The following is a 24,061-nucleotide window of genomic DNA, read 5'->3' as shown; positions in this document are numbered from 1 at the left end:
GATCGCTGCGTAGGTGCACGAATCGAGTTTTTCCGCAGCCTGTTACGTCATTCCGATAATCGCGATGCCGGCACGGTTCGCCTTCGCGATCGTTTCGTCACGGTCCAGGAGAATCCCGCGTCCCGCTTCCAACGCCAGCACCGACGCCTTCACGGACTCCATCACCTCGATGGTGCGCGGGCCGACGGCAGGAAGATCGAACCGGAGATCCTGCTGGGGTTTGCACCGTTTCACCACCACGGCGCCGCCATGCGCCAGTTCACCGCCCCGGCGGATCGCGCCATCGGTTCCTTCCACGGCTTCGACGGCCACAATCACCCGGTCCTTCACCACGACGCACTGGCCGATATCCAACGCTCCGACCTGTTTTCCGACATCCCAGCCGTACCGGATGTCTTCCCATTCCTTTTTGCTCGGCTCGCGCCTTGTCAACGTGCCTTCCTCGACAAGGATCCCTTCCAGCCCAAAGGTGGATTCACAGATCTGAATACCTTCCTGTTCGATCTCCTCGGCGACCCGGCGCAGGATGTCGTCGTCCTTGAGATGAATCAGTTTAGCGGCCAGGGCCAAGGCGCGAAAGTCCGGCCTGACCGTGGAAAATACGTGCGTCTTCTTGATACCGCCCAGCATGACTGCGCGCTGCACGCCGTCGCCCTTGAGCGCCTCGATCAATTTGCCGAACTGGCCGATCTTGATCCAGTGAATGTGATCAACGTGCCGCGCGAGTTCCGGGTCGGTTTCGCCCTCATGCGCCACCGCGGACACGGAATATCCGAGCCGCTTCGCATTATCGGCAAAAATGATCGGGAACCGGCCGTTACCCGCAATCAGTCCGATCCGCTGTCCATCGGATGCCTGCCTATGCTCGGCCACCTGCTTCCCCACCCGCTACTCCTCTTCGCCCTCTTGATCCTTACCGACCGACCGGCAAATCCCCCGTTTGGTCCCTTCCATAAACGCGGCCACCTGCATGACATCCGGGCTGGCACTGAAGTTCTCACGCGCCAGTTTGACAGCCTCCGCCACCCGGTGCCCGGAACGAAACAGAACTTCGTAGGACTTCTTCAGCGCCGCGATGCGCTCGGAGGAGAAACCATGCCGTCGCAGACCGATGGAGTTCAGCCCGTACATACGGGCGCGATACCCGCCGGCAGCCCGCATGAACGGCGGCAGGTCCTGGCCGAGTGCGCAGCAACCGCCGACCATCGCATAGGCGCCGATCCGCACGAACTGGTGGATGCCCGAAAGTCCGCCGATGATGGCGTGATCGCCGATCGTAATATGGCCGGCCAGACTTGCTGCATTCGCAAGAATGAGATGATTGCCGAGGTGGCAATCGTGCGCGACATGGACGTAGGCCATCAGGAAGTTGGCGTCGCCGATACTGGTGACTCCACCGCCTTGCACCGTCGCCCGGTTGACCGTCACGTACTCCCGCAGGATATTGTCGTGACCGATCACGACCTTGGTCGGTTCGCCCTTATACTGCATATGTTGGGGCGGTCCGCCGACCGATACAAAGGGATGCAATTCGCACCGCTCTCCGATGTCGGTCCACCCATCGATGCACACGTGGGACAATACGCGAGTGCCTGCGCCGATCCGGACGTGTTCACCGACGACGGAATAGGCGCCCACTTCCACATCGTCTGCGAGCACCGCTTTGGGATGGACCACCGCGGTCGGATGTATGTTCACTCAAAACCTCCTCACCATCGACTGCTATGCTGTTCAACGCCACGCCACCGGCCGACACAGAGCCCCGGCTACTTGTCCCCGCCGGCCTGTTCATCCGTGACCATGGCCGTGACTTCCGCTTCACACACCAGTTCGGACTCGACGAAGGCCCTGCCTTGCATCTTCCAGAACGGCGCGCGCTTCTTCAGCACATCCACTTCCAAGCGGAGAATGTCACCCGGGACCACCGGCTTCCTGAATTTGGCCCCGTCGATGCCGGTCAAATACACGACCGGCCGGCCGACCGACCCCAACGACTTGAACGCCAGCACCCCGCCCACCTGGGCCAGCGCCTCAAGAATCAACACCCCGGGCATGACCGGACGGCCGGGGAAATGCCCCTGAAAAAACGGCTCGTTGATCGTCACATTCTTAATGCCGACGATCCGGCGGTCCGGATCGAGTTCGCGAATACGATCGACCAGCAAAAACGGATACCGGTGGGGAAGGATCGATTGAATCTCAACATTGTCCATCACTGACATCAGCCCCGCCTCCTGTGTTGCGTAGACGATTACACATCCCGGCTATTTGTTTTGCCGGTCGAACTCCTTGACGATCTGCTCCGTCAGGTCGACCGACGGGTGGCCGTAGACGACGATCTTGACGGTGGACTCGCTGCCCCGGTCGATGACGGCGGTATACCCTTCCTTCTGGGCCACGGCGGATACCGCGGCATGGATGCGCTGCGCAAAATCCAGGACCATGCCCTTTTGCTTCTCCTGCACCTCACGGTTGAAGTCTTGAATCCGGCGCTGATAGGCCTCCAGCTTCGCCCTGAATTGCTCCTGTTTCTCCTTGCGGACTTCTTCGGTGAGCGCGCTGTCCTGGAGCGCCTTCTCAAGCTCCTTCAATTCCTGGTCGTCGGAATCGATGATCTTCTGGCGCGTCGTGGAATAACTTTTGAGATCTTCAAGGGCGCGTTTCCCGGCCACGCTCCGCTCGACGACCTGTTGCTGGTCCATCATCGCGACCTTGATGCGGTCCGCTGCCTGCACGGGCTGCGCCAACCACGCCAACACCACCGGCACCGCACCCGCTACGATCCAAGTACGTACGTTCATGGGCCCCCTCATCATGGATACGTTTTATTGAATTCTTCGATCACCTGCGACGACACATCCACCGCCTCGTCGAAGTACAGAGTGGGTCCGCCGCGCCCGCGATCGAACACGGCCTGGAGTTCCAACCGTTTGGCCACTCGGCCCGACAAGGTTTCAATTTTTTCACGGAATCCGTCCAACACCTCTTTCTGCTTATCCTGCACTTCACGATTCAAGTCGGTGACCTTCTGCTGATACTCCGACATGCGACGACGGAATTGTTCCTCCCGCTCGCGCTTGGCGTTGGCGCTCAACACGCTGCCCTGCTTCATGAAGTCTTCTTCCATCCGCCGCAACTCTTTTTCCTCCAACTCGATCAAGGCCTGCCGGTTCTTGGCAAAAGACGCCAGCATGTCCTTTGCCTTCCTCCCGGCATTGGTGTCGCTCAACACACGCTGGGGGTCGACCACACCGATACGTGTCGAAGTCGGCACCGTCGAGTGACCGGACCGGCACCCGCCGACAACCAACGCCACGGTCACAAGCGCCAGGCACAACCCGGCCCGACCGGCTCCCCTCGATCCACTGCGGCCCACTGGTCCACCCATTCCGGCGATTCCTTTCTCACGCACCGACACGGACTGCCTTAGAACAACGACCCGATCGTAAACTCGAACACACCCATTCGCTCTGTCGGCCTGGGATCCAGGTTGATTCCGTAGGCCGCCCGCAAGGGGCCGAACGGAGAAATCCACCTGGCTTCGAACCCGGCTGCGCTCCGCAGTTTGTTGAACTGGACCGGTTCGTTGTCGTCGAATCCATTTCCGTAATCGAAGAAGAACACGCCGTTCAGCTTCGCTTCGGACGAAATGGTGAAGATAAAATCGTTGTTGAAAATGAGTTCCTTCGCGGAACCCAAGAGGGATCCGTTCGGCGTCACAGGCCCCGCCCGCCCGAACACGAATCCGCGCATGGTGTTGATACCGCCGACGAAGAACCGCTCGGTGAGGGGAATGGGCCGGCCCCCGATCCCCTCCGTCGAGCCGTACCGAACGTGCACCGAGAACCGCGTATCGTAGATCAGCGGCGTATACTTGATCACGTCCGCATAATACTTGAAAAAGTGATTGCTGCCGCCCAGCGCAGGCGTTCCGTAGTCGACCCCGAGACTGAAGCGCCAGCCGGTGCGCGGATCCAGGTAATAGTCGCGCGTGTCGCGAAAAATCGAGGTACGAACACCCGTCGACGATTGCGTCCCGAGCTGGCGGCAAATGAGCGGAATGAAATCCGGGCACAGCCCTGCTTCGGGGTCGCTGTATTTGAGTTGCTCGCCGAACAGACTGATGCTCCCGTTCACATACTCCGACAACCATCGGCTCCACGTCGCACTGACACCCGACTTCGACTCGAAGTAGGAAATGTAGTTGGTCATCGACCGATAAATATCCAGCTGCAGGGCATTGTACGAGTCGTTCACATAGGGATTGCGGAACGTCACCAATCCCAACGACCGTTGCTGGCCCAATTGCCCGCGGATACGACCCAACCAGCCGTTCCCGCCGAGATTTCCTTCGGTGATATCCGCGATCGCCACCAGCTTATCCAATGTGCTGAATCCGCCGCCGATGCTGAACTGGCCGGTGGGCTTCTCCTTCACTTTCACATTGAGGTCGACCTTGTCCACATCGACCTGCTGCGGCAGAATTTCGACGGTCTCGAAAAAGTTGAGATTGTTCAATCGCTGGAAACTGCGTTTCAATGCCAGGGTGTCGACCACGTCCTGCTCATCCAACCGCAGCTCGCGGCGCACCACATTGTCGCGGGTCTTGTCGTTGCCGTGGACGTGGATCTCGCGGATCCGCATCATTTCTCCCTCTTTTACATTGAGGAGAATCGTGGCCGTGCGCGAATTGTTGTCGGGCGTCACGTTGGGCACGACGTCGGCGAACACATACCCCTTCGCGCCGTACAGATCCGTGATGCGGGTGATTTCTCCCCGGATCTTGGCCCGCTGAAAAATTTCGCCCGGTCTGATGTTCAGCCCTTCGCGCAATTCATGATCCTCGAACACCGTATTCCCGCGGAACCCGACCTCCTGCACGATGAACGGCTCGCCCTCAACGATCGAATAGTTGATTTCGAACCACTTCTTGTCCTCGCTCAGTTCCAGCGTCGGCTGGCTGATCTGCACGTTCAGATAGCCCTTGTTCAAATAGACTTCCCGCATGCGTTCGATATCGTTGCCCAGTTCCTCGCGTTTCAGCACGCCGGCATCGGACAGCAGCGACGGCACCTTCAACTGCGTGATGAGTCCATACCAGGGAATCCATTCCCGGGTCGCCGTCACCTTAAAGATTTCTTCCTTGGTCACCGCCCGCATGCCCTCGAAATTGATATGGAGGACTTTGGCCTTGGTGCCTTCCTTGATGAAGTAGGTCAACCGTTTCCGGTCCTCATCCACCGCCTGGATGACGGGAATGACCTGACAGTTGTAGTAGCCGTCCTCTTGATAGGCGAGCCGGATTTTTTCCGCGCTCTCTTTGGCCTGCTGCTGGTCGAGGAACGTCTGGCTCTTGATCGTGACCTTTTCCTTGAGCTTGTCGTCGCTCAATTCCTCGTTGCCGTCGAACACGATCTCCGTGATGAAGGGTTTCTCCCGAACGACAAAACCGACGGACACACCTCCCGCGGCCGGTTCTGTCTCCACCTGTACGTCTTCGAAGTAGCCGGTGCCGTACAGGATCTTGACCTGCTCGCGGAGCGCGTCGGCCGTAAAACGATCGTTGGCCTTGAGCGTGAGACGCCCCTCGATCGCCTGGAGTTCAATGCGCTTCTGCCCACGAATGGTGACCGACGTGACTGTCGGCACGCCGTCCTGGGCGTACAGAGGCGCCCCTACACCGAACGCGTAGAGCGCCACCAGCGCGAGAATAAGAATCGGCACCCACCGCCTGCCTCCCGACTTGGTCACCGCAATCCTTCCGTACCACTTCGGAATGCAAGCACTGGTTGTCCTGAAGTTCGAGATAGGAAACCACCGCGTTCCGTGTCGCGTCTCGTGCGTCGGGCCGACCGGCCTTGCGCAGGCACTCACGAACTGTTTTCGTTACCATCACCGATGCGCCGCTTTCGTTGCAGCACCACCGCACATGTGCAGAAAAACTCTCGGATTATATTGACCACATTTTTCAATGTAAAGGAGTTTCCCCGCGCAACGACGCACGCGCCGCGCCGAAAAGACCGGAGGAAATCTTGACTTCACTTACCCCATCACATACTATCCCCCTATGACGAGAACAGATGTACGTAAAGCTATTATTCCCGCTGCCGGACTGGGCACTCGCTTCCTTCCCGCCACCAAAGCCTCTCCCAAAGAGATGCTGCCGCTGGTCGACAAACCGCTGATTCAGTATGTCGTGGAGGAAGCCGTCGCATCCGGTATCGAAGACATCATCGTCATCACGGGCCGCGGCAAGCGCGCGATCGAAGACCACTTCGACCGCTCCCTGGAACTGGAAGAAAATCTCAAGGGCAGCGGCAAGGGGCAGGTGCTCAACCAGATGCGGCACATTTCGAATCTGGCGAACTTCTGTTACGTCCGCCAGCCGGAAGCCATGGGCCTCGGGCACGCCGTGCTCTGCGCCCAGCACCTGATCGGCGATGAGCCGTTCGCCGTCATTTTGGGCGATGAAATCATCGACGCGGCGGTCCCCGGCCTCGCGCAACTCATTCATATTTACAAGCAACGCAAAGGCGCCGTCTTAGGCGTACAGGAAGTTCCACCCCAAGAGGTGAGCCGATACGGCATCATCTCCGCCCGACGCCTGGGCAAGGGGCTGCACCGGGTCGATGACCTGGTCGAGAAACCCGCGCCCGCCGATGCGCCGTCGAATCTCGCCGTCATCGGCCGGTATGTCTTGCCGCCGGAGATCTTCCCGATCCTCCGCAAGACGCCTCCAGGTAAGAACGGAGAAATTCAGCTGACCGACGCCCTGCGGCAACTCGTCAAGCACACCCCGATGTTCGCCCACGAAATCGAGGGACAGCGGCACGATGCGGGCGACAAACTCGGATTCCTCATTGCCACCGTGGAATTGGCGCTCAAGAACCCATCTTTGGGACCTGCGTTCGGCGAGTTCCTACAACAACGACTCCGACCGACCGCCGCCGACGTGCGTCGCCGCGGCCCAAGCCGATCCGGCCAAGGTCGAACACGCACCACCAGCTAGCCTTGGGCATGACGGACTACCGTCACCCAGACCGTGCCACAGCACGTCACCATCACTGAGACCCTACAGCAGCAGACTGGAGCCTCATGGCTGAAGCAGTAGAACAAGACTTCTCAAGCAACCAGAACCTCGAACCGCCGGACCAGCTGCCCCTGCTGCCTGTCCGAGATATCGTCGTGTTTCCTTACATGGTGCTCCCGCTGTTTGTCGGACGCGAGATGTCGATCAAGGCGATCGAAGCCGCGCTCGCGGGCAACCGCATGTTGTTCCTCGCCACCCAGAAATCCCTGGATGTGGAAAACCCGCAACCGGACGACATTCACGCCGTCGGCACCGTGGGCATCATCATGCGGATGCTCAAGCTACCCGACGAGCGGATCAAGATTTTAGTCCAGGGACTCGCCAAGGGACGGATCGAAGAATACATCCAGAACGACCCCTATTATTCGGTTCGCATCGAGAAACTCGTCGAGACGAAGCAGGCCGGATCCACACTGGAGACCGAGGCCGTCATGCGCACGGTCAAGGAGCAGATCGAGAAGATCGTCAGCCTCGGCAAGGTGCTGATTCCCGACGTGATGGTGGTCATCGAAAATCTGGAAGACCCCGGCCGGCTCGCCGACATGGTGGCCTCCAATCTCGGACTGAAGGTCGACATCACGCAGGCCGTCCTGGAGATCGTGGACCCGATTCAGCGGCTGCGCCAGATCAGCGAAATTCTCTCCAAGGAAATCGATGTCCTCTCCATGCAGCAGAAGATCCAGGCGCAAGCCAAAGGGGAGATGGACAAGACCCAGCGCGAATACTTTCTGCGCGAGCAGTTGAAAGCCATCCAGAAAGAACTCGGCGAGTTGGACGAACGGGCGGAGGAAGTGGCGGAATTCCGCAAGCGCATCAAAGACGCCAAGATGCCCGAGAAGGTGCTCAAGGAAACCGAGAAGCAGCTCAAGCGGCTCGAAAAAATGCATCCGGACACGGCGGAGTCAGCCACGGTCCGGACCTATCTGGAATGGATGGTCGAGCTCCCGTGGAATAAAAAATCGAAAGACAATCTCGACCTGAAAGCCGCGATGAAGGTCCTGAACGAGGACCACTACGACTTGGAAAAGGTGAAAGAACGCATCGTCGAATACCTCGCCGTGCGCAAGCTCAAAGAGAAAATGAAGGGGCCCATCCTCTGTTTCGTGGGACCGCCCGGCGTCGGCAAAACCTCGCTCGGCAAATCCATCGCCCGCGCGCTCGGCCGCGAGTTCGTCCGGATCAGTCTGGGCGGAGTCCGCGACGAGGCCGAAATCCGCGGCCATCGCAGGACCTACGTCGGCGCACTGCCGGGACGTATTATCCAGGGCATGAAACAAGCCGGCACGAACAATCCCGTGTTCATGCTCGACGAGGTCGACAAAGTCGGCATGGATTTCCGCGGCGATCCTTCGGCCGCGCTGCTGGAAGTGCTGGATCCCGAACAAAACAGCACCTTCACCGATCACTATCTCGGGGTGCCCTTCGACCTGACCGAAGTCATGTTCGTCACGACGGCCAACCTCATGGATCCGATTCTGCCCGCGTTACGGGATCGCATGGAAGTCATCGACATCCCGGGATATACGGAAGAAGAGAAACTCGGGATCGCGCAGAAGTACTTAATTCCCAGACAGATGAACGAGCACGGCATTACCGAAAAACATATCCGCGTGAACGAGGCGACCATCCGCCACGTCATCTCGCACTACACGCGCGAGGCCGGAGTCCGGAACCTCGAACGGGAAATCGCCAACCTCATGCGGAAAGTGGCCAAGAAGGTGGCCGAGGGCAAATCCGAGTGTCACACCATCGACCAGACCAATTTGAACAAGTTTCTGGGTGTGGCGAAGTTCGTTCCCGAGGCGGAGCTTGAAAAAGACGAAATCGGCGTCGCCACAGGCCTTGCCTGGACGGAAAGCGGCGGCGACGTGCTGTATATCGAAGCGACCGTCATGAAGGGCAAGGGGCAACTCACCCTCACCGGGCATCTCGGCGACGTCATGAAAGAATCCGCGCAGGCCGCCCTGAGCTATGTCCGCTCGCGCGAGAAGACCCTGGGCATCAGCCCCGACATCTTCGCCAAGAACGACATTCACATTCACGTGCCTGCCGGCGCCACACCGAAAGACGGACCGTCTGCCGGCATCACCATGGCCACGGCCATCGCTTCGGCGCTGGCCCAGATCCCCGTACGGCGCGATCTCGCGATGACCGGAGAAATCACCCTGCGCGGGCGCGTCTTGCCGATCGGAGGCTTGAAGGAAAAAATCCTCGCGGCCAAACGGGCGAAACTCGCGACCGTCGTCCTTCCGAAGCGCAACAAGAAGGACCTGGAGGAAATTCCTAAACATATCCTCAAGGGCATCGAGTTGATCTTTGTCGATACGGTCGACGATGTCATCAAGGCGGCCCTGCGGCGATCATCGTCCCGCAAACCGCGCGCATCGGCCCCGAAGACTCCGGTCAAGAAATCGGCGCGCGCGACCACATCCAAGCGAACAACCGGCTCGCCCCGGAAAAGCCTCCGCCTTCCGACGGCTTCGCCATCGTTGATTCTCTAATATGCCGTCAGGCCGATCCCGCCGGACCAGTTCTGTCGGTAGCGAGTTCGGCCTGATCCGGCTGCTGCAAGCGCAGGCCGCCCGACCAGACCGGCAGGTGTTCAAGGGAATCGGCGATGACACGGCCATCCTCAAGACCTCGTCCGACGAATGGACTCTCATCACCACGGACCTCCTGGCTGAGGGTGTGCACTTCAACCCTGCCACCTCCTCCTATGAAGACATCGGATACCGGGCGGCCATCGCCAACTTGAGCGATATCGCCGCCATGGGCGGCACCCCCCGATTCATGCTCGTGGCCATTGCAATTCCGCCGACCTGCTCGACGGAACAGATTCAACGACTCTATCGCGGCATGATGCAGGCCGCCGATCCCTATCGGGTCTGCCTCGTCGGCGGAGACACGTCCGCCTCCAGGTACGGCCTGTTTCTCAGCATCACGCTCACCGGAACCGTACAACCTCGACGCGCTCTCCTGCGCAGCGGCGCCCGCGTCGGCGAACGGCTGTACGTCACCGGCACACTCGGCGACTCCCGCGCAGGGCTGGACCTCCTGACGGCCACGGCCCGCGCCGGAGCGGAGAAACTGCGTCCCACACACACCCGCTTTCTGCTCGCGCGTCACCACCGGCCGTCCGCCCGCATTGCAGAAGGCCAATGGCTGGTGAAACATGGACTCGCCGGTGCGGCGATCGATTTGTCCGATGGTCTGACCGGTGACCTCCGACACCTCTGCGAAGAGAGCGGCGTCGGAGCGGACGTGCTCGCCGGCTCACTCCCGATTTCTCCGGCCTGTTTGGCCTACGCCCTGGCGCATGGCCGTGATCCGCAGCAGATCGGGTTACAGGGCGGCGAGGACTACGAGCTCCTGTTCACCGTTCCGCGCCGCAAGCAAGAGCAATTCGAACGGCTGGCGGAGAAGACCGGCTTTTGCTTCACCTGTATCGGCTCGATCACTCCCAAGCGGCTCGGTCTGCGCTTGCGAACCGCAGCAGGAACCGCGCAACCGCTGCCGCTCACCAGTTACGAACATTTTCTGCGGCCCTCTTAGCGATATCCGGGACAAGAACATCGATGGCAGACGTACGATCGTTGTTTCGCCAAGTGCTCCATCTCGATGAAACACCGCATCGGACGGCGCTGGCCTTTGCCATCGGCAGCTTCATCGGCTTTTCTCCGGCCTATGGTCTTCATATGGTCATGGTGGGGTTCTGCGCCTGGGCCTTCGGGCTGAACGTGGTGGCGCTGTTGGCCGGCGCATTCCTCAACAATCCCTGGACGCTGATCCCCATCCTCGGAGGCACCTATTGGACCGGCGCCACCCTATTGGGAGTGCATGACTTTCCGTCCTTCGACTGGAGCGACCTGTCCTTCATGGGGATTTATCATCAGGTCATGCCCTACGCCTGGCCGTTCTTCGTCGGCGGGATGGTCCTGAGTATCGCAGGCGGCCTGTTAGCCTATCCGCTCGCCTATCTCTTGCTCTCCAAGTACCGGAGAGCAAACCCGACGGACGGGCATCAACCGTTGCCCCCTTCATCGGGTCTGCGCTAAGATCATGCATCCGCCGACCGCATGAAACTACCAACCGCACATCCCCCCGCTCCCTATGACGGATCAGCCCTCATCGCCGATCCCATCCACGAATACGTGTCGTTTACGGTGCCGTACGCGACGCCGGATCCCTCGGAACGCACGGAAAAAGATCTGATCGATTCTCCATGGGTGCAGCGACTGCGCTACATCTATCAACTCCAAAGCGCGCGCTGGGTCTACCCCTCAGCGGAACATACGCGATTCGTGCACTCGCTCGGCACCATGCATGTAGCGGGCCGTTTTGCGCGCCATCTCTACCCCTTCTTGAAGAAGGCGGTGCCCGACGTTCCCTCGGCGGCTTTGGTCGAGGAGTTTCTACGCATCACGGCTCTCGTGCATGACATCGGACATGGTCCGTTCTGCCATTTCTTCGACGATAACTTTTTGCATGGTTTCGGTCTCTCGCATGAAAAGCTCGGTCAGATCATCGTGCGCGAGCACCTGGGCCCCCTCATCAAGAAAATCCGCCGGAGTCCGTCGGGCCCGTTCGATCGCGGAGAAGAGCTGAATCCGGATCACATTGCGCATGTGATCCTGAAGGAGAAAGGCAAGGATAACTCCCGCATTCCGCGCTGGATCAACATGCTCCAGCCAGTGATTTCAGGCAGCTACACAGCCGACAACCTTGATTACGTCTTGCGCGATGCGTACATGTGCGGTGTCGCGGTAGGGCCGGTGGACCTGACCCGTCTGATTCACTACACCATCGTCACCGACAAGGGCTTCACCATTCATAAGACCGGGCTGCCGGCCCTGCAGATGTTTCTGAACACCAGAATGTATCTGTATTCGAACGTGTACTATCACCGCACCACCCGCGCCATCGACATTCATCTGCGCGACATCTTCGGGGACACGATGAAGCTGTTGTTCCCGTCCAACCCAGCCAAGCACATGGATGAATACCTGACCTTGACCGACTGGTCGTTGTTGGAGGATGTCAGGCGATGGAAGAAAGCCGGCCAAAGCAGCCTGCGTCGTTTGCATCAGGAATGGGCGCATATCCTGGGACGCGACGTGAAGTGGAAAATGGCCTACAGCACGGTGCTCAAGGAAAAAGGCATCGAGCGAGGCATGGATTTCCCCAGCCACCAGCAATTCCAGCAGCAGATTCAGAAGGCGTTGCCGGCCAAATTGCAGGCGTTGCCGTTCCGCGTGGACATGGCCCCGCTCGATCCGCGCCCCGATCCCAAGGATACGCGCGGCATCCCCCTGCTCGTCTTCGATCCCGGCACGAAAGGTGTCTCAACTGAACCGCTGGAAGAGTTTTTGGATCTGCTCCCCACCCGCCTCGTGCAATTCCGTATCTACGCTCTCGACCACCATCAGGACGCAGCCCTCTCCCGCGCCGCCGCGACCGTGCTGAATAAGACCCCATTGAGCATGGAAACGAACTTCTAGGTCCCATCCTGCTTCCGGCAAGACTATCGGCCGGTGCCTGTACGGCCGCCGCGCAAGAATCCGGCAGTCTTCTTATACGCAGATACCGCACCTAGGTAAATGCCTAGGTCGGATTGACTCTACTCGCATGAGGTAATTAGGTGCATAGTAGCGTCGATTGCGATAGCCTCTTGTAATACTGGCTCCTTATGAGATTCGGGACTCCTGTAAAGGAGCGATGTGGCTATAGCCGAGAACGAGGCGCCCGAGTCAAGCACGAGTGATCTATTCCCTCGTGGAGGGGCCATTCTTAGCCTCATTGCCGTCTCAATCGGGATCATCTTCTTCCTCGACGCGGTGACGCCGCTCGGTGTTCCTGTCTGGATCCTCTACCTCATCCCGTTAATCCTCACCTACCAAGCTCCTGTCACATGGATTCCCTACCTCACGGCGGGAGTGTGCGCCATCCTCACATTGCTTTGTCTCGTCCCGTCCGGCCCCATGACCACCATGCCCTCATGGATGCCTCTCTTGAATCGCGCCGCCGGATTGGGCATGTTTGCAGTCATCGCCCATCTGATCGTCCAGTACCGGGCGGCAACCGAACGCGTAATTCGGACGGCCGCCCTGGCTGCTGAACACAAGGCTCTGCAATTGAAAGAGAGCCTGCTCCTGAAAAACGCGCAGGACGTACAGGACCTTTACGACCATGCGCCCTGCGGATACCATTCACTGAACTCACAAGGCATGTTCGTCGGCATCAACCAGACGGAACTCGACTGGCTGGGCTATCAAAAAGACGAGGTCATCGGAGTCATGCGCTTCCAAGATCTTCTGACCCCCGAGTCTGTCGAACTGTTTCATCAACAGTTCCCAGGTTTCCTCGAGAGAGGAATCGTGCGGGACCTGGAGTTCGAGCTCCGTCGCAAAGACGGTACGCTGCTGCCGATTCTGCTGAGTGCCACGGCCCTCAAGGATTCCGACGGTCGGTTCATCGCCAGCCGCTCTACCCTCGTCGATATCACGGAACGCCGAAAAGCCGATGCGGCCCTTCGCCAGAGTCACCAGACGCTTGAGATCCTCGTCAAAGAACGTACCGCCGCGCTTGAGCAGACCAACCACCGATTGGCGCAGGAGCTGGCCCAGAGCAATCGCATCCAAACCGCGCTGGCCGACAGCGAGGGACGATTTCGAGAGTTGGTGGAGTGCCTCCCGCAACCGATCTGGACCTGCCTCCCCGAAGGAGAGTGCGACTATCTGAGTCCGCAGTGGATGAGTTATACGGGAATGCCGGCGGCGGGGCAGCTCGGTCACGGATGGACTCGGCAAGTGCATTCCGAAGACCGCCGGATGGCGATCGAGCAGTGGCAAGAGGCAATCGCACGTGCACAGCCGTTCGACAGCGAGTTTCGTCTTCGACGGGCGGACGGCACCTATCGCTGGTTTCATGCGCACGCGTCACCGCTTCGGGACAACGCCGGCTGCCTCCTCAGGTGGTTAGGGACCTTCACGGAGATCCATGACCGAAAACAGGCGGAGTCCATGCAGGCCAGGCTCGCCGCCATTGTCGAATCTTCTTCCGATGCCGTCATCAGCAAATCGCTCGACGGACGCATTCTGACCTGGAACAAGAGCGCCGAGCTGATGTTCGGCTACTCCGGCGAGGAAATCATCGGCCAATCGATTTTCCTTCTCATTCCACCGGACCGTCAACTCGAAGAAACCACCCTGATAGAACTGATCAAAACAGGAAAACGGGTGCAACAGTACGAAACCATTCGGATCCGGAAAAGCGGCAGTTCTATCCAGGTCTCCTTAACGGTGTCCCCCATCATGGATGCCAACGGTCTCGTCAACGCCGTCTCCACCATCGCTCACGACATCACGGCGCGAAAGCAGACCGAAGAGATGATGACCCAGCAACGCAGGCTCATCGAATTGTCTTACGAACCGATTTTCGCCTGGGAGATCGACCAGGGCATCGTGGAGTGGAACCGTGGGTGCGAACAGCTGTACGGCTATACTCGATCGGAAGCCTTGGGGCACAGCAGCAATCGTCTGCTGCAGAGCCGGCTGCCCGCGCCCCTCGGCACGATCCAGGCCGAATTGGAACAGACCGGAGAATGGACCGGCGAGATTCACCATCGCACGAAAGACGGGCGGGACGTGCTCGTGGCCAGCCGCTGGGGATTGCTCAAGACCAACGGCCGGAGCCTCGTCCTGGAAACCAACCGGGATATCACTCAGCTGCGCCAGTCCGAGATCATGATCCTCAAAAAGAATAAGGATCTTGAAACGCTCCTGCACGTGACTTCCCACGATCTGAAGGAACCGCTACGGGCAATTGAAAGTTTTTCTGTCCTCATCCAGGAACGGTATGTAAACCGGCTCGATGAGAAGGGCCAGGATTTTCTGCGGCGCATCGTTCGAGCCACGCAACGCCTCGATCAACTGCTCACGGACATCCTGGATCTCTCCCGCGCGCAGCGCATGGATCCGCCCGTCGACGACATCGACGCGGAACAGCTGGTGCACGAAGTCCTACATCGGCTGGAGAAGCGCATCAAAGAAACCGACGCCAGCATCACGATTCGCTCCCCCCTTCCCCGCCTGCGGGTCAATACCACCTGGGCCATCCAGGGTATCTATAATCTGGTCGCGAATGCGCTCAAGTTTGCATCCGCCGGGCAAGCTCCTGACATTGAGATTGCGCCACATTCCGGGATGGATCTTGAAGGAAACGAACTCATCGGCCTGGTCGTGCGCGACCGTGGCCCGGGAGTGGCTCCTGAGCAACGCGATCGGATATTCGAACTCTTCCGACGGGCGGTCGGACGCGAGATAGAGGGGACCGGCGCAGGACTGGCCATCGTTCGGCAGGTGGCCGAACGACACAGTGGCCGTGCCTGGGTGGAGCCCCGCGAAGGTGGCGGATCAGAATTTTTCATTACATTCGGCGTCAACCAGTCTAGTCCGAGGAAGGTGCAACGATGACCATGCGGCCCTTCGATATTCTTATCGCAGAAGACAATGAAGACGACATCTTGCTGATCCGGGAAGCCTTCGAGACCGTGAACATGGCTAATCGAGTGGCCGTCGTACGGGACGGCGAAGAAGCGCTGGCCTATTTGCGGGGTGAAGGTCCTTTCAGCCAATGTCCGTTCCCCGGCCTGGTGCTCCTCGATATCAACATGCCGAAGAAAACCGGACTCGAGGTGCTGATTGAAATTAAGTCCGACCCCCGCTTTCGTCCGCTCCCGGTCGTCATGCTGACCGTCAGTGAGCGCGAGGAGGATATCGTGCGGTCGTTTGAACAGGGCGCCTGCTCGTACATTCGAAAGCCTGTCACCTTCAGCCGGTTCCTGTCGGTCGTGAAAGAGTTCGAACTCTATTGGACGCTGGTCTCGCGAGTCCCGACGCTGAAGAGGTGACACATGCATGTGTTGCTCATCGAGGACAACGAAGATGATGCCGAGCTGATCCAACAGGCGCTCTGCGAACGGTCGACGGACGCTGTCACGCTCAACTGGGCGGACAGACTCCAAACGGGCATAAAAAAACTGGCGGAATGCCCGGTGGATGCCGTCCTGGTCGATCTTTCGCTGCCGGACAGCCAAGGCCTGGAGACGCTCGATCGGGTACGGGCTCAAGCACATGACGCGCCGGTCATCGTGTTGACAGGGCTGGATAACGACGTGGTGGCTGAGAAATCCCTCCTGCATGGCGCGCAGGACTATCTCGTGAAGGGCCGGCTGACGGGGGACGCACTCCGACGCGCCATTCGCTATGCCATGGGCCGGCACCGCGTCGAGCAAGCCTTACGGAAGAGCGAGGAGCGGTTTCATCTGACCTGCCTCGCCACCCGCGACGGCATCTGGGACTGGGAGATCACCTCCGGCGTAACGTGGTTCAACGAGGCGCACCAATCGGTATATGGTTCCGCCCCTGAGAAGCTTCGGCGAGGCCACATTCCCTGGGCCGAGCAGATTCATTCTGAGGACCAGACCGCGGTTCTCACCAACCTCGCTCAAGTGCTTCAGTCCGACCAGAAACTGTGGACAGCCGAATATCGATTTCGTCGAGCCGACGGCACCTTTGCCTATGTCATCGATCACGGGTATGTGCTCCGTGACCACGAGGGCCGCCCCTACCGCATGATCGGCGCCAAGGCCGATATCACCGAACGACGGCAAGCTGAAACGATGCATGCCGTTCAACTCGCGGTCGGCCTCGCCCTTGAGGAATCCGCCTCTCTCGGTGAAGCGGTACCAAAAATTCTTCGCACCATGTGCGAACTCCAAGGCTGGACGCTGGGCGCACTGTGGCTGATACACTCACAAGACAAGACCTTGCGCTGCAATGCCCTGTGGCACCAACCAAGCCTCCCTGCCGAGAACTTCGCCCGGATCTATCGGGGCCTTGCCCTGCGGCAGGGAGCCGGTTTGGCGGGCCAGGTCTGGAAGACAGGGGATGCCACTCTCTGCCCGGATATTCTCAACGAGGCCGACTGCCCGATCCTTCACGCTGCGCAAAAAGCCGACCTCCACGGAGGGATCGCGTTCCCCATTCACACGGGAAAAGAGATCCTGGGGATCATGGAGTTTCTCACCTACGAACGGCTGCGGCCCAGCTCATCTCGATTGGAACGGGCTTCCGAGTTGGGGGCCATGATTACTCAATTTCTTCACCGAAAGGATCTCGAGCGCCAGCTTCGTCAGGCGCAAAAAATGGAAGCCCTGGGACGCATGGCCGGAGGAATTGCACACGACTTCAACAATCTTTTGACGATTATCAATAGCTGGGCTGAGCTCTTGACGGATGAGCCGGGACAAACCACGCGGACCCAGCGCGGGATGGCACAAATCAGGGAAGCCGGCAATAAAGCCACTGCCCTCACCCGGCAGTTGTTGGCCTTCACACGTCACCAGATTGTGGAACGCCAACCGCTCAACCTGAATGACCGCGTGACCGACATTGTCGAGCTCATGAAACGTGTCATCGGGGAAGACATTCAACTCACCCTCACCTTGGATCCTGCACTTGGACGAATCAAGGCGGATCCCGGCCAAATCGAGCAGGTCGTGATGAATTTGGTGGTTAACGCGCGCGATGCGATGCCGCAGGGAGGCCGCCTGGACCTGGAGACGAAATCGGTCTCGATCACTCACTCCGATCCGCTCTGGCCTGATCCCCTCACCCCGGGCCCGTACGTCACGCTCGCCGTCCGGGATACAGGATGCGGAATGGATGCCGACACGGTCGCTCATGTGTTTGAGCCGTTTTTCACCACGAAGGAGCTGGGCAAAGGTACCGGCCTCGGATTGTCCACGGTCTATGGAATCGTCCGGCAGAGCGGAGGGACGGTTGGGATTGAGAGCGAGCCCGGACGTGGCACCACATTTACGATTTATCTGCCGTGCATCGACGAGGATTCCGAATCGCCGCGCCCTGTGGCTCAACCCAGGAGCATCATTGAACAGTCGAAAACTATTCTCCTCGTCGAAGACAATGACATGGTTCGAGGCCTGGCACGGACGGTGCTGGTCGGACAGCATCATTCGGTACTGGCCGCGCGAACCGGCGAGGAAGCGCTCCAGCTGGTTCGCCAGCGGGGAGGGAGAATCTCACTCTTGATAACCGATATGGTGATGCCCGGCATGGGGGGGATACAACTCGCCGCCGAACTCCGGACGCTGCAACCGGAGATCAACATCATCCTCACCTCCGGCTATTCAGACCGCGAAGGATCGATGCTGGAACAGCTTGATGCACGGACCACATTTCTGCCCAAGCCCTATACCCCCGACTCGCTGATAAAGGCAGTGAACGCCGCGCTTGATCCAACGTTGTCGAATCAGACCTGAGGGAAACGGCTCACGGATCCTGAGAATTGATCCGCCGGCTGAATGGGACGGCGGGTCAGCAGCGAGTCGCGTTATCGCGTATCACCGCCGACTGCGGTGGCGCTTGATTCGCCCTGTGCGGGACGCGTCGGGGAGGCCAACACAGGCCGTGCAACAGCGGGGTTCTGGGGAAAGGGCAATTCGAGCAGAGCGTAGGGATTCACGCGCGCCCCGTTGACCTTCATGCCCCAATGGAGATGCGGACCCGTGGCGCGACCGGTGGCGCCGACTTTGCCGATGATCTGCCCGGCCTTGATCAAATCACCTTCTTTCACCAGCACGTCGGAGAGGTGAAAGTACATCGAGTACAGGCCGAGACCATGGTCCACAAAGATGCCGCGGCCTGAAAAGATATGGTCCACAATGAGCCGGACGACACCGTCATTGCTGGCCATCACGTCGGTGCCCATCGGCGCGCCGATATCTTCTCCGTTGTGCGGGTTTCTGGCCTGACCGTTCATGATGCGGACACTGCCAAAAATCCCGGTCCGCTTACCATGGACCGGTTCGATGAACCCGGCCTGCCAGAGCCGCATGGCAGACTCTTCAGCCAACGCCTTGCGAACCTGCTCCTGCTCGGCCTTCCAGCGCGCAGCCGCTTTCTCGTCGAGATCGACTTTGTCTTTCGGCAACTTCAGATGCTCGACGGCGAACTTCTCCTTCAGCACCAACACCTGATAGGAAAAATGGCGCGTCTGCTCACCCAGTTGGGCATCGATCGTGAGCTCATGCGCACCCGGCTCATCCTGTAGGTCGATCCCCAGCAATCCGACATAACCGGCACCGCCACCGGCAGAAGGATCTGGAAAGAGCGTCACTTTACGCCCAAGAAACTGACCTTTGACGCTGGCCGCATCCTTGATGTCCGGCACGTTGATGAGGATCACCTGGCCCTGCTTGCCGCTGAATTGCCCGTCCCCGCCGCGAGGCGCCGGCCCCGTGTTCGGAAAAAGTTCGACGGGAAACACACTCGTCAGCAGCACGACCGAAATGATGAGAAAACGATCCAGGAACGACATGGTCTTGTCTCGTCTCTGCCCGTGCCCCGCTGTCATCGATATAGTCGCGCGCCGGACACCTGCGATAACAATTCTTCGACCCGCCGGTTCACCGCGCTGAAAGGATCCATACAGAGAATGGTCTCTTCCCAGTACCCGTTCAACTTCAAATAGGTCCAGTCGACCGTGTACGACCGGTTCTTGGCCCGCGCGAACCGGATAAAGTCGCCGCGGACTTTTGCGCGCGTGGTCTGAGGCGGCACGGACATCGCCCGTTGCACCGCTTCCTCCTCCACGACCCGCACGGCCATCCCTCGATTCTCCATCAGATAATACAGCCCCCGCGTGCGTTTCACGTCATGAAATTGCAAATCCAACAGGAACACCCGAGGGTCATCCCAACCGCAATCCTTCTTGTCGGTGTACGACTGAATCAGATGCTTTTTCATCACCCAATCGACCTCGTGCACGAGTTGCATCGGATCCTCTTCCAGACGATCCAACACCGACACCCACTTCTCCCAGACGTCGTCCAGCACCGGATCGTGTTCCTGCTCCGACAGAAACTCTTTCGCGCGCTTGACGTAGACCCGCTGGATCTCGATGGCAGTCATCTGCCGACCGTCATCCAGCTTGACCTTCTTATTGAGGGTCGGATCGCGGGAAATTTCACGGATGGCTTTCACAGGATCCTCGAGTTCCATCCCGCTGACCGAGTACCCGGCTTCGATCATCGAGAGCACCAACGTGGCGGTGCCGACCTTCAGATACGTCGCATACTCCGACATATTGGAGTCGCCCACAATGATGTGCAGCCGCCGATACTTCTCCGCATCGGCGTGGGGCTCGTCGCGGGTGTTGATGATACTCCGGGACGAGGTCGTCGAGGAGGAGGTCTTTTCGTGAATATGCTGGGCGCGCTGCGAGATGAAGTACTGCGGTTTACCTGAGACTTTCAGGACCTTACCGGCGCCGGAATAGATCTGCCGGGTCACAAAAAACGGAATGAGCTGCTCGGTGACTTTCCAAAAATCCACGTCCCGGCGCATGAGATAATTTTCATGGCACCCGTAGGTATTGCCGAGCGAATCGGTGTTGTTCTTGAAAATATAAATTTCTCCGGACAACCCCTCTTCGCGCAGGCGCTCTTCAGCCGCCGGCAAACAGGCTTCCAGCAAGCGCTCGCCCGCTTTATCGTGGATGACGAGATCGAGGATATTGTCGCACTCCGGCGTGGAGTACTCCGGATGGCAGCCGGTATCCTGATAAAAGCGCGCGCCGTTGACCAGGAATGCATTCGACGGCCAGCTGTTCGGAATGAGACCTTCGAAGATGTAGCCCAGCACTTTCTCCATCGGAAGATAAATCTTCCCGTTCGGAGAGAAAATCAGGCCGTACTCGTTTTCTAAACCGAAGATGCGTTGCTGCATGGAGAGACGTTTCCTCGAATCCGCTTCTCTCAGGATACACCGCTGCGGGTGAGGCTTCAACAGATGCCCGGCAATGAAAAACGTCTCACCGACCGGAAAGCGGATAAGCACGCAGTTGCGTGGAGGGGATGTCAGGCGAAGAGCTGGGAGATGTCGGCACTGCTCAACCGTTTGAACTTCCGCCCAAGGCGGTTCCGGTCCAGCACGGCGACTTCAAGATTTTCGGAAGGGATCTTTTGAGTGGCGACCTGCTCCAGGGCGGCAAGGCAACGCCGGAGCCCATCCTTCAACGTGGGTGGCTGCGGTGTCGCATGTTCCCGCAAATATTGCTGAACGGCTTCCGACCGTCCCCCGATCACCGCGAGATTTTTTTCATCCACGATGCTGCCGTCGAATGAAATACGGAAGATCTCATTCGCCTGACCGTTCACACCGACCTGCACGACAAGGATTTCGACTTCCAGCGGCTTGACGTCCGTGCTGAAGGCCGTCCCCAGACTCTGCGAATAGGCATTGGACAAAGTCCGCGCGCTCACATCTTCCCGGCTGTACATGTACCCTGTCAGATCGGCATGGCGAATGCCGGCCTTCCGGAGATGCTCGAACTCGCTATATTTTCCGGCTCCGGCAAACGCGATCCGGTCGTAGACCTCTGACACTTTATGCAATGAGGAGCTTGGATTGTCCGCTGCGAGCAGGATGCCGTCGATATATTCAAGCGCAATGATGGAGCGTCCTTTGGCAATGCCTTTTTTGGCATACTCCGCCTTATCCTGCATCATTTGTTCAGGCGAGACGTAGTAGGGCAACGGCATCGGCTAGGATCTCCTTCGCTCTGCGATCATGGTTTCGAACAAGGCACGCACCCGATCTTCGGGCACATCAGTGATACCGGCGCTACTGACGATTTTCGCCGTCGGATAAATACCGCGGACTAAATCAGGCCCACCGGTACCCACATCCTCATCCGCCGCATTATAGAGGGCCAACAGCCCGACCCGCAGCGCCTCTTCTTCCTGGAGGCCGGATCGGTAATGTTCACGCATCGTGTTGCGGGCATCCTTGCCGCCGGAGCCGATGGAATGGTGGTCGGACTCCTCGTAGCGTCCCCCTGTAATGTCGTACTTAAAAATGCGCCCTTCGTTCCGCTTGAGATCGTATCCGACGTAAAGCGGCATGACGACGAGTCCCTGAAATACCATCGGGAGGTTGGCCTTCACCATCTGCCCCAGCTTGTTGGCCTTCCCCTCACAGGACAGCTGCACGCCTTCGAGCTTCTCGTAATGCTCAAGCTCCGTCTGAAACAATTTGGCCATCTCGATGCACGGCCCCGCAGCCCCGGCGATCGCCATCGCGGAATAGTCGTCGATGCGAAAGACCTTTTCAATCCGCCGGTCGGCAATCTGAAATCCCTCGGTCGCGCGTCGATCACCGGCAATAATGGCCCCATCCCGATATTTCAACGCGAGAACCGTCGTCCCATGCGGCACCGGGATCGTTCCGGGTCGGCCGAAATCCACGGGAAGCGCGGCTCGCTGGATGGCGATCTCACTCAAACCGGGTCTTAACTCAGGATGGTGCTGGGTGAGGAAGTCGAAGAAGCTGGACCCCTCGTGATGTGAAAAGAAGAAGGAATGTTTCATTCAATGGTCACAGTCAGGTCGAAAGTTTAGCGAGCAGCGCGGACGCCGTCTCCGCTTGCGCCAGGAGTTCCCCCGTGAGCGATTCGGTACCCCGCAGGGGATCCATCAAGGGGATTCTCTTGATCTTGTTTTGTCCGGTATCGAACAGCACGGACGTCCAACTTGCCCCGTAGACGACAGTCGGGTACTTCTTGATGCACTGGCCCCTGAAATAGGCCCTGGTCCCAACAGGCGGATTGAATTCCGCCCGCGCAATCTCATGATCCAATACCACCCGCTCAATTCGATGATTCCGTTCCAGGGTATAATACAGTCCCTTGTCGGGACGGACATCATGGTATTGGAAATCCATCAGACGGACGCGCGGATCGTCCCAGCCACAGGATTTGCGTTCCATATAGGATTCGATCAAGTACCGCTTCGCGACCCAATCCAACTCCCGCACCAATGACCGAGGGTCCCGTTCCAGGCGATCAAGCACATCTTCCCACCGCACCAGCACGTCCTTCGTCACCTGATTGAGCTCGTGGCAGGCATAATAGCTCTGGGCGGCCTTGAGGTACGCTCGCTGCACGGCGATCGCAGTGGATGAGCTCCCGTCACTGAGCTTCACACTCTCCTTCACCTGCACATCCCGGGAGACCTGCTTGATGGCATTCACCGGATCTGCCAGGCTGATTCGAGGAAGGTCGGCGCCGGCCTCGAGCAACTCCAACACAATCGAGAGGGTCCCGACCTTCAGATAGGTCGATACCTCGGCCATATTGGCGTCTCCGACGATCACATGGAGCCGCCGGTACTTCGCCGAATCAGAATGCGGTTCGTCGCGCGTATTGATGATCGGCCGCCGAACCATCGTGTTCAGATCCACGAGCGTTTCGAAAAAATCCGCCCGCTGCGAAATCTGATAGTCGACGGGGCTGGTCTGGTTTTCCGCGCCGACCTTGCCGGACCCGGCATAAATCGACCGCGTCACAAAGAACGGCGTGAGGACCTGGGTGATGCGTTCAAATGGCACCGCCCGCGACACGAGATAATTCTCGTGGTACCCATAGCTGTTGCCCTTACCGTCTGAATTATTCTTATACAACACGAACTGGTCACGCCCGCGCGCCTTGGTAATCCCTTCCAGGGCCTGCGCGACAATGCGTTCACCGACGCGCTCGAACGCCACGACTTCCCTCGCATTGAGGCACTCCGGCGTGGAATATTCAGGATGCGCGCCATCGACATAGAGACGACCACCGTTCGCCAGGACTTTATTGAGTTGCCGATTGTAATCAGGTCCCGGCCGTTCCCGCTCACCATCGACCTCAAACCCGCGCGCATCCAGCAGGGGATTTTCGTTCTCGTAGTCCCACACCGCATGCGGAGCCGGAAGATTCGGGTAGTAGCCGATGAGGTGAATGGAGTTGGCCACCGGGTCGGCCGCATTCGGGTCACGACTGGCGATACCGAATTCGGTCTCCGTGCCGATGACACGGGACGGATTGTGCGTAGGATTGTCGCTCATGAAATAT

19 protein-coding genes are annotated in these 24,061 nt (G+C 58.9%); 8 read left to right on the top strand and 11 right to left on the bottom strand.

Going from position 1 to position 24,061, the window contains the following annotated elements:
- Window positions 1-42 precede the first annotated feature (42 nt).
- The 6 genes from NSND_RS19850 to bamA form a co-directional block, all read right to left on the bottom strand.
- Window positions 43-885 (bottom strand): LpxI family protein, encoded by an 843-nt coding sequence (locus NSND_RS19850; RefSeq protein WP_080880641.1) that lies wholly within the window; start codon window positions 883-885, stop codon window positions 43-45.
- 3 nt (window positions 886-888) lie between these two features.
- Complete coding sequence (gene lpxA / locus NSND_RS19845; RefSeq protein ID WP_080880640.1) at window positions 889-1,698, bottom strand: acyl-ACP--UDP-N-acetylglucosamine O-acyltransferase; 810 nt, start codon at window positions 1,696-1,698, stop codon at window positions 889-891.
- Between the two features lie 68 nt (window positions 1,699-1,766).
- A complete protein-coding gene (gene fabZ / locus NSND_RS19840; protein ID WP_080880639.1) occupies window positions 1,767-2,222 on the bottom strand; it encodes a 3-hydroxyacyl-ACP dehydratase FabZ in 456 nt (151 codons plus the stop codon).
- Window positions 2,223-2,264: 42 nt separating this feature from the next.
- Window positions 2,265-2,801, bottom strand: coding sequence for an OmpH/Skp family outer membrane protein (locus NSND_RS19835; RefSeq protein WP_080880638.1), 537 nt, complete (start codon window positions 2,799-2,801; stop codon window positions 2,265-2,267).
- 11 nt (window positions 2,802-2,812) lie between these two features.
- Window positions 2,813-3,388 (bottom strand): OmpH/Skp family outer membrane protein, encoded by a 576-nt coding sequence (locus NSND_RS19830; RefSeq protein ID WP_080880637.1) that lies wholly within the window; start codon window positions 3,386-3,388, stop codon window positions 2,813-2,815.
- 38 nt (window positions 3,389-3,426) lie between these two features.
- The gene (gene bamA, locus NSND_RS19825) at window positions 3,427-5,751 is read right to left on the bottom strand and encodes an outer membrane protein assembly factor BamA (RefSeq protein ID WP_080880636.1); all 2,325 of its coding nucleotides are present in this window, start codon (window positions 5,749-5,751) and stop codon (window positions 3,427-3,429) included.
- 316 nt (window positions 5,752-6,067) lie between these two features.
- Between bamA and galU the strand changes: the two genes are divergently transcribed.
- From galU to NSND_RS19785, 8 genes are all read left to right on the top strand, one after another.
- Window positions 6,068-7,009: a UTP--glucose-1-phosphate uridylyltransferase GalU gene (galU, locus tag NSND_RS19820; protein ID WP_080880635.1), complete on the top strand. Its 942-nt coding sequence runs from the start codon at window positions 6,068-6,070 to the stop codon at window positions 7,007-7,009.
- A gap of 86 nt (window positions 7,010-7,095) precedes the next feature.
- Entirely contained in the window at window positions 7,096-9,591 is a 2,496-nt protein-coding gene (gene lon, locus NSND_RS19815; RefSeq protein ID WP_080880634.1) for an endopeptidase La, read from the top strand.
- A 1-nt stretch (window position 9,592) separates the two neighbouring features.
- Window positions 9,593-10,642, top strand: coding sequence for a thiamine-phosphate kinase (thiL, locus tag NSND_RS19810; RefSeq protein WP_080880633.1), 1,050 nt, complete (start codon window positions 9,593-9,595; stop codon window positions 10,640-10,642).
- A 23-nt stretch (window positions 10,643-10,665) separates the two neighbouring features.
- Window positions 10,666-11,145, top strand: coding sequence for a DUF2062 domain-containing protein (locus NSND_RS19805; RefSeq protein ID WP_080880632.1), 480 nt, complete (start codon window positions 10,666-10,668; stop codon window positions 11,143-11,145).
- Window positions 11,146-11,166: 21 nt separating this feature from the next.
- Window positions 11,167-12,588 (top strand): HD domain-containing protein, encoded by a 1,422-nt coding sequence (locus NSND_RS19800; RefSeq protein WP_080880631.1) that lies wholly within the window; start codon window positions 11,167-11,169, stop codon window positions 12,586-12,588.
- A gap of 219 nt (window positions 12,589-12,807) precedes the next feature.
- Window positions 12,808-15,561 carry a PAS domain-containing sensor histidine kinase gene (locus NSND_RS19795; protein ID WP_080880630.1) on the top strand — a complete coding sequence of 918 codons (2,754 nt, stop codon included), beginning with the start codon at window positions 12,808-12,810 and terminating at the stop codon, window positions 15,559-15,561.
- On the top strand, window positions 15,558-15,998 hold the full coding sequence (locus NSND_RS19790) for a response regulator (RefSeq protein WP_080880629.1): 441 nt from the start codon (window positions 15,558-15,560) through the stop codon (window positions 15,996-15,998). The genes NSND_RS19795 and NSND_RS19790 overlap by 4 nt, the downstream gene beginning before the upstream one ends.
- Window positions 15,999-16,001: 3 nt before the next feature.
- Window positions 16,002-18,431, top strand: coding sequence for a response regulator (locus tag NSND_RS19785; RefSeq protein WP_080880628.1), 2,430 nt, complete (start codon window positions 16,002-16,004; stop codon window positions 18,429-18,431).
- A gap of 71 nt (window positions 18,432-18,502) precedes the next feature.
- Here NSND_RS19785 and NSND_RS21935 read toward each other — a convergent pair whose 3' ends face one another.
- The 5 genes from NSND_RS21935 to dop all read right to left on the bottom strand — a co-directional run bounded on the left by NSND_RS21935 (window position 18,503) and on the right by dop (window position 24,054).
- Complete coding sequence (locus NSND_RS21935) at window positions 18,503-19,489, bottom strand: M23 family metallopeptidase (RefSeq protein WP_080880627.1); 987 nt, start codon at window positions 19,487-19,489, stop codon at window positions 18,503-18,505.
- A gap of 32 nt (window positions 19,490-19,521) precedes the next feature.
- Entirely contained in the window at window positions 19,522-20,898 is a 1,377-nt protein-coding gene (pafA, locus tag NSND_RS19775) for a Pup--protein ligase (protein ID WP_080880626.1), read from the bottom strand.
- Between the two features lie 131 nt (window positions 20,899-21,029).
- A complete protein-coding gene (gene prcA, locus NSND_RS19770) occupies window positions 21,030-21,713 on the bottom strand; it encodes a proteasome subunit alpha (protein ID WP_080880625.1) in 684 nt (227 codons plus the stop codon).
- Window positions 21,714-21,716: 3 nt separating this feature from the next.
- Entirely contained in the window at window positions 21,717-22,541 is an 825-nt protein-coding gene (prcB, locus tag NSND_RS19765) for a proteasome subunit beta (RefSeq protein WP_080880624.1), read from the bottom strand.
- Window positions 22,542-22,554: 13 nt separating this feature from the next.
- Complete coding sequence (gene dop, locus NSND_RS19760; protein WP_080880623.1) at window positions 22,555-24,054, bottom strand: depupylase/deamidase Dop; 1,500 nt, start codon at window positions 24,052-24,054, stop codon at window positions 22,555-22,557.
- Window positions 24,055-24,061 lie beyond the last annotated feature (7 nt).

The organism is Nitrospira sp. ND1 (genome assembly GCF_900170025.1).
Classification (GTDB): Bacteria; Nitrospirota; Nitrospiria; order Nitrospirales; family Nitrospiraceae; genus Nitrospira_A.
Note: the sequence above shows the minus strand (reverse complement) of the source record. Positions and strands in the feature narration are given on the sequence as shown.

Excerpts from the sequence above, each read along its gene's own strand:
- NSND_RS19800 (WP_080880631.1), top strand. The coding sequence starts at position 11,167 with ATGAAACTACCAACCGCACATCCCCCCGCTCCCTATGACGGATCAGCC.
- lon (WP_080880634.1), top strand. The coding sequence starts at position 7,096 with ATGGCTGAAGCAGTAGAACAAGACTTCTCAAGCAACCAGAACCTCGAA.
- dop (WP_080880623.1), bottom strand. The coding sequence starts at position 24,054 with ATGAGCGACAATCCTACGCACAATCCGTCCCGTGTCATCGGCACGGAG.
- NSND_RS21935 (WP_080880627.1), bottom strand. The coding sequence starts at position 19,489 with ATGTCGTTCCTGGATCGTTTTCTCATCATTTCGGTCGTGCTGCTGACG.
- NSND_RS19790 (WP_080880629.1), top strand. The coding sequence starts at position 15,558 with ATGACCATGCGGCCCTTCGATATTCTTATCGCAGAAGACAATGAAGAC.
- galU (WP_080880635.1), top strand. The coding sequence starts at position 6,068 with ATGACGAGAACAGATGTACGTAAAGCTATTATTCCCGCTGCCGGACTG.
- fabZ (WP_080880639.1), bottom strand. The coding sequence starts at position 2,222 with ATGTCAGTGATGGACAATGTTGAGATTCAATCGATCCTTCCCCACCGG.
- NSND_RS19830 (WP_080880637.1), bottom strand. The coding sequence starts at position 3,388 with ATGGGTGGACCAGTGGGCCGCAGTGGATCGAGGGGAGCCGGTCGGGCC.
- pafA (WP_080880626.1), bottom strand. The coding sequence starts at position 20,898 with ATGCAGCAACGCATCTTCGGTTTAGAAAACGAGTACGGCCTGATTTTC.
- NSND_RS19835 (WP_080880638.1), bottom strand. The coding sequence starts at position 2,801 with ATGAACGTACGTACTTGGATCGTAGCGGGTGCGGTGCCGGTGGTGTTG.
- prcA (WP_080880625.1), bottom strand. The coding sequence starts at position 21,713 with ATGCCGTTGCCCTACTACGTCTCGCCTGAACAAATGATGCAGGATAAG.
- NSND_RS19785 (WP_080880628.1), top strand. The coding sequence starts at position 16,002 with ATGCATGTGTTGCTCATCGAGGACAACGAAGATGATGCCGAGCTGATC.
- NSND_RS19805 (WP_080880632.1), top strand. The coding sequence starts at position 10,666 with ATGGCAGACGTACGATCGTTGTTTCGCCAAGTGCTCCATCTCGATGAA.
- prcB (WP_080880624.1), bottom strand. The coding sequence starts at position 22,541 with ATGAAACATTCCTTCTTCTTTTCACATCACGAGGGGTCCAGCTTCTTC.
- thiL (WP_080880633.1), top strand. The coding sequence starts at position 9,593 with ATGCCGTCAGGCCGATCCCGCCGGACCAGTTCTGTCGGTAGCGAGTTC.